The organism is Halomonas saccharevitans (assembly GCF_900116405.1).
GTDB classification, from domain to species: domain Bacteria; phylum Pseudomonadota; class Gammaproteobacteria; order Pseudomonadales; family Halomonadaceae; genus Halomonas; species Halomonas saccharevitans.
In genome coordinates this window covers 1-4,807 of record NZ_FPAQ01000074.1, presented here as the reverse complement: position 1 = coordinate 4,807, position 4,807 = coordinate 1, and the positions used below count along the sequence as shown (strand labels likewise).

Genomic DNA, 4,807 nt, shown 5'->3' with positions numbered 1-4,807 from the left:
CTTCACGCCAAAATCTCCGATTGCCGGATGGACCGCTTGCACAAGCTGTCCCGCAGTATCGTCAACGAGAACCAAGTGATCTGCGTCGAATCCCTCAAGGTGAAGAACATGCTGCGCAACCGCTCGCTGGCTAAGTCGATCAGCGATGCAGGGTGGGGCGAATTTGTGCGCCAGGTGGAATACAAGGCGACCTGGGCGGATCGACAGGTATCGGCCATTGACCCGTGGTATCCGTCGAGCAAGCGATGCTCCGCCTGCGGGTACGTGATGCCCGAGATGCCGTTGCAGATTCGCGCCTGGACATGCCCCGAGTGCGCCGCAGAGCACGACCGTGACGTGAACGCTGCGGTCAACATTAAAGCCGCCGGGCTGGCGGTGTTAGCCCTTGGAGAGAATGTAAGCGGCATGGAGCCTGTCTCTGTGTCCAGTTCTTGGTGAATGGGGAATCCCCTTCCTTCAGAGAGGGGAGCAGTCAAGGTCGGCCCGGTTGGCAGAGGGAAGGGTTCGCCGGTGGCGCGTTTCGGAGGGTGAAACGCACCACGCCCGCCGGACCTCAAGGGCCCTGGCGGGCGTGCGTGCGAGCGTGGTGGGGATCAGACCGCAGAGTCGTCCTTCACGTATGCCTTTTGAATGATCACGTCCTCGGCGGGCACGTCGGCGTGCATGCCGCGACGGGTCGTGGAGACGTCCTTGATCTTCTCGACCACGTCCATGCCCTCGACCACTTCGCCGAACACGCAGTAGCCCCAGCCCTGGATGCTCTTGCCGCTGTGATTGAGGAAGTCGTTGTCGGCAATATTGATGAAGAACTGCGCGGTGGCCGAATGGGGATCCTGAGTGCGCGCCATGGCCAGGGTGCCCTTGGTGTTGGTCAGGCCGTTATCGGCTTCATTGTCGATCGGGTCCCGGGTCGGCTTCTGGTTGAAGTCGCTGTCAAAGCCGCCGCCCTGGACCATGAAGCCCGGGATCACGCGGTGGAAGAGGGTGCCGTCATAAAAGCCGTCGCGCACGTACTGCTCGAAGTTGGCGGCGGTCTTCGGGGCCTGGTCGTGATTGAGGGCGATGGTGATATCGCCGAAGTTGGTCTGAAGTACGATCATCGATGCGTTCCTGTGTGCGGTAAAGGGAGCAATGGGGGATGCGCCTTGGCGCTGCCCATGGGCGTGGCGCTATAATAGCGGTTTTGCTTCGATGCGCGAAGGCGGGAGAATGGCCTTCATGTCCTGTCCGTGCACCGAGCCAGGCCCGCGATTCAACCAGAGGTTGCCCCACCGACATGACCACCGAGACTACCAGCGCGCCGAACTTCATCCGCAACCAGATCCGCGAAGAGATCGAGGCCGGGCGTACCGGGAAGGTCGTCACGCGCTTTCCGCCGGAGCCCAACGGCTTCCTGCACATCGGCCACGCCAAGTCGATCTGTCTGAACTTCGGGCTTGCCGAACACTTCGGTGGCGACTGTCATCTGCGCTTCGACGACACCAACCCGGCCAAGGAAGAGCAGGCCTACATCGACGCCATCAAGGAGGACGTGAGCTGGCTGGGCTTCGAGTGGGCCGGCCCGGTGCGCTTCGCCTCGGACTACTTTGACCAGCTCTATGCCTGGGCTCAGCACCTGGTGCGTGAGGGCAAGGCCTACGTCGACGACCTCTCGCCGGACGAGATCCGCGAGTACCGCGGTACCCTGACCGAGGCGGGCAAGCCGAGCCCCTATAGAGAGCGCGACGCGGACGAGAACCTCGACCTGCTCGAGCGCATGCGCGTGGGCGAGTTCGCCGAGGGCGAGAAGGTGCTGCGGGCCAAGATCGACATGGCCTCGTCTAACATCAATCTGCGCGACCCGATCCTCTACCGCATCCGCCACGCCAGCCACCACCAGACCGGCGACACGTGGAAGATCTACCCCTCCTACGACTTCACCCACGGGCAGTCCGATGCCCTCGAGGGCGTGAGCCACTCCGTCTGCACCCTGGAGTTCGAGGATCACCGCCCGCTTTACGAGTGGTTTCTCGACAACCTGCCGGTACCGGTGACCCCGCGCCAGATCGAGTTCGCGCGGCTCAACCTCAACTACACCCTGACCTCCAAGCGCAAGCTCAAGCTGCTGGTGGACGAGCAGATCGTCGACGGCTGGGACGATCCGCGCCTGCCGACCATCTCCGGCATGCGGCGCCGCGGCTACACGCCGGGCTCGATTCGCAAGTTCTGCGACATGATCGGCGTGACCCGTGCCGACGGCGGCCTGGTGGACATCGCCATGCTCTATCACGCCATCCGCTCGGATCTCGAGGACAACGCCCCGCGGGCCATGGCCGTGCTCAAGCCGCTCAAGGTGGTGCTGACCAACGTGCCCGAGGGGCATGAAGAGGTCTACGAGGTGCCCGGTCACCCGGCACGCGAGGACATGGCAGTGCGCCGTGTGCCCCTGACCCGGGAGCTCTACATCGACGCCGACGACTTCATGGAAGAGCCGCCCAAGAAGTTTTTCCGGCTGGCGCCGGGCAAGGAGGTGCGCCTGCGCAACAGCTACGTGATCTGCTGCGACGAGGTGATCAAGGGTGAGAGCGGCGAGGTCGAGGAGCTGCGCTGCTCCGTGGACTTCGACACCCTCGGCAAGAACCCGGAAGGCCGCAAGGTCAAGGGCGTGATCCACTGGGTCAGCGCCGAGCACGGCGTGCCCATGGAGGTGCGTCTGTACGACAACCTCTTCCAGGTCGAGCAGCCCGACAAGGACAAGGATGCCGATTTCCTCGACCATCTCAATCCCGACTCGCTGATTACCGTGCAGGCGATCGGCGAGCCGAGCCTCGCCGAGGCCACGCCCGAGAGCCGTTTCCAGTTCGAACGCGTCGGTTACTTCTGCGCTGATCGCCACGCCTGCCGCGATGGCAAGCTGGTGTTCAACCGCACCGTGGGCCTCAAGGACGGCTGGGCCAAGGTGAAGAAGCAGGAAAGCCAGAAGACCGCGCAAGACAATAAAGGATGAGCATGAGCGCCATGCAGATCTACAACACGCTGACGCGCCGCAAGGAGCCGCTTACACCGCTCGAGCCCGGCAAGGTGCGCATGTACGTCTGCGGCATGACCGTCTACGACTACTGCCACCTGGGCCACGCCCGGGTGATGGTGGCCTTCGACGTCATCACCCGCTACCTGCGCGCGCGGGGCTTCGAGGTGACCTACGTGCGCAACGTCACCGACATCGACGACAAGATCCTCAAGCGGGCCGACGAGAACGGCGAAACCATCGCCGCGCTCACCGAGCGCATGATTGCCGCTATGCACGAGGACGAGGCACGACTTTCCGTGCTGCCGCCTGACAGCGAGCCTCGCGCCACCGGCCATATCGGCGAGATCATCGCCATGATCGAAACGCTGATCGACAAGGGCTTCGCCTACGCCGCCGACAACGGCGACGTCTATTACCGGGTGCGCCGCTTCTCAACCTACGGCGCGCTGAGCAATCGCGACCCGGACGAGATGCGTTCAGGTGCGCGCATCGAGGTGGACGAGCACAAGGAGGACCCGCTGGACTTCGTGCTCTGGAAGGCGGCCAAGCCCGCTGAGACGAGCTGGTCGTCGCCCTGGGGCGAGGGGCGCCCCGGCTGGCACATCGAGTGCTCGGCGATGTCTACCTGCTGCCTGGGGGAGACCTTCGATATCCATGGCGGCGGTCCGGATCTGATGTTCCCGCACCACGAGAACGAGATCGCCCAGAGCGAAGCCGCCACCGGCCAACGCTACGTCAATACCTGGATGCACGCCGGGGCGGTGCGGGTGAACCAGGAGAAGATGTCCAAGTCGCTGGGCAACTTCTTCACCATCCGCGACGTGCTCGAGCACCACGATCCGGAGGTGGTGCGCTACCTGCTGGTGGCGAGCCACTACCGCAGCCCGATCAACTACGCCCCCGAGTCGCTGGCCGACGCCCGCAAGTCGCTGGAGCGCTTTTACAATGCACTTGAAGGGCTGGCGCTCGACAGCACTGCCGCTGAGGCGACAACGCTCGATCAGCCGGGCGAGGGCGGCTACGACGCGCGCTTCATCGCCGCCATGGATGACGACTTCAACACTCCCGAGGCGCTCTCGGTGCTCTTTGACCTGGCCCGCGAGCTCAATCGCGCCAGGAAGGACGCGCCGGACCGGGCCCCGGCGCTGGCCGCCGAGCTAAAGCGCCTGGGCAGGGTGCTGGGGCTGCTGCAGCAGGACCCGGCGAGCTTCCTCAAGGCCGGTGCCGCTGACCTGCCGCTCTCGGAAGACGAGATCCAGGCGCAGATCGAGGCGCGTGCCGCGGCCAAGAAGGCCAAGGACTTCGCTCGCGCCGATGGGATCCGCGACGAGCTCGCCGCGCTGGGGATCATCCTCAAGGATTCCCGCGAGGGCACGACCTGGGTCTTCGAGACGCCTACCGGCTGAGTCTCCATGCGCGACAGCATGACCAAAACGCCCGGCTTAGTGCCGGGCGTTTTCGTTGATGTACCGCCGTTATGGTCTAGGCTTTGTCCGAAAACTTGAATTTGCTAATGTCACCTATGCCACAGCAGCATAGGTGACCCATGGCAGGACGCTACGAGATCTCCGACAACGGCTGGGCCATCATCGAGGACATCGTGTCACCGCCGCAGAGAACGGGGCGCCCCCGCCGCGATGACCGCCAGGTGCTGAACGGCATCTTCTGGATCCTCTGCTCGGGCGCCAAGTGGCGCGATCTGCCAGAACGCTACGGCCCGTGGAAGACCGTCTATGACCGGTTCCGCCAGTGGCGCGATGACGGCACCTTCGAGACCATCCTGGCGCGCCTCCAGCT

General features: G+C 64.2%; 5 protein-coding genes. 4 read left to right on the top strand and 1 reads right to left on the bottom strand.

From position 1 onward, the window contains the following. Positions 1 to 438: RNA-guided endonuclease TnpB family protein (locus BM388_RS17360; RefSeq protein ID WP_139233994.1), on the top strand; the 438-nt coding region annotated here is incomplete at its 5' end. A gap of 155 nt (positions 439 to 593) precedes the next feature. Here BM388_RS17360 and BM388_RS17355 read toward each other — a convergent pair. Next, complete coding sequence (locus tag BM388_RS17355; RefSeq protein WP_089852474.1) at positions 594 to 1,100, bottom strand: peptidylprolyl isomerase; 507 nt, start codon at positions 1,098 to 1,100, stop codon at positions 594 to 596. A 176-nt stretch (positions 1,101 to 1,276) separates the two neighbouring features. Between BM388_RS17355 and BM388_RS17350 the strand changes: the two genes are divergently transcribed. From BM388_RS17350 to BM388_RS17340, 3 genes are all read left to right on the top strand, one after another. Further along, on the top strand, positions 1,277 to 2,986 hold the full coding sequence (locus BM388_RS17350) for a glutamine--tRNA ligase/YqeY domain fusion protein (RefSeq protein WP_089852472.1): 1,710 nt from the start codon (positions 1,277 to 1,279) through the stop codon (positions 2,984 to 2,986). Positions 2,987 to 2,997: 11 nt separating this feature from the next. Then, the gene (gene cysS, locus BM388_RS17345) at positions 2,998 to 4,416 is read left to right on the top strand and encodes a cysteine--tRNA ligase (protein WP_089852476.1); all 1,419 of its coding nucleotides are present in this window, start codon (positions 2,998 to 3,000) and stop codon (positions 4,414 to 4,416) included. Between the two features lie 140 nt (positions 4,417 to 4,556). Beyond that, a partial coding sequence (locus BM388_RS17340; protein WP_139233993.1) for a transposase occupies positions 4,557 to 4,807 on the top strand: 251 nt, incomplete at its 3' end.

Bases quoted from the DNA above. Each gene is read 5' to 3' on its own strand.
- cysS (WP_089852476.1), top strand. From the start codon at position 2,998: ATGCAGATCTACAACACGCTGACGCGCCGCAAGGAGCCGCTTACACCG.
- BM388_RS17355 (WP_089852474.1), bottom strand. From the start codon at position 1,100: ATGATCGTACTTCAGACCAACTTCGGCGATATCACCATCGCCCTCAAT.
- BM388_RS17350 (WP_089852472.1), top strand. From the start codon at position 1,277: ATGACCACCGAGACTACCAGCGCGCCGAACTTCATCCGCAACCAGATC.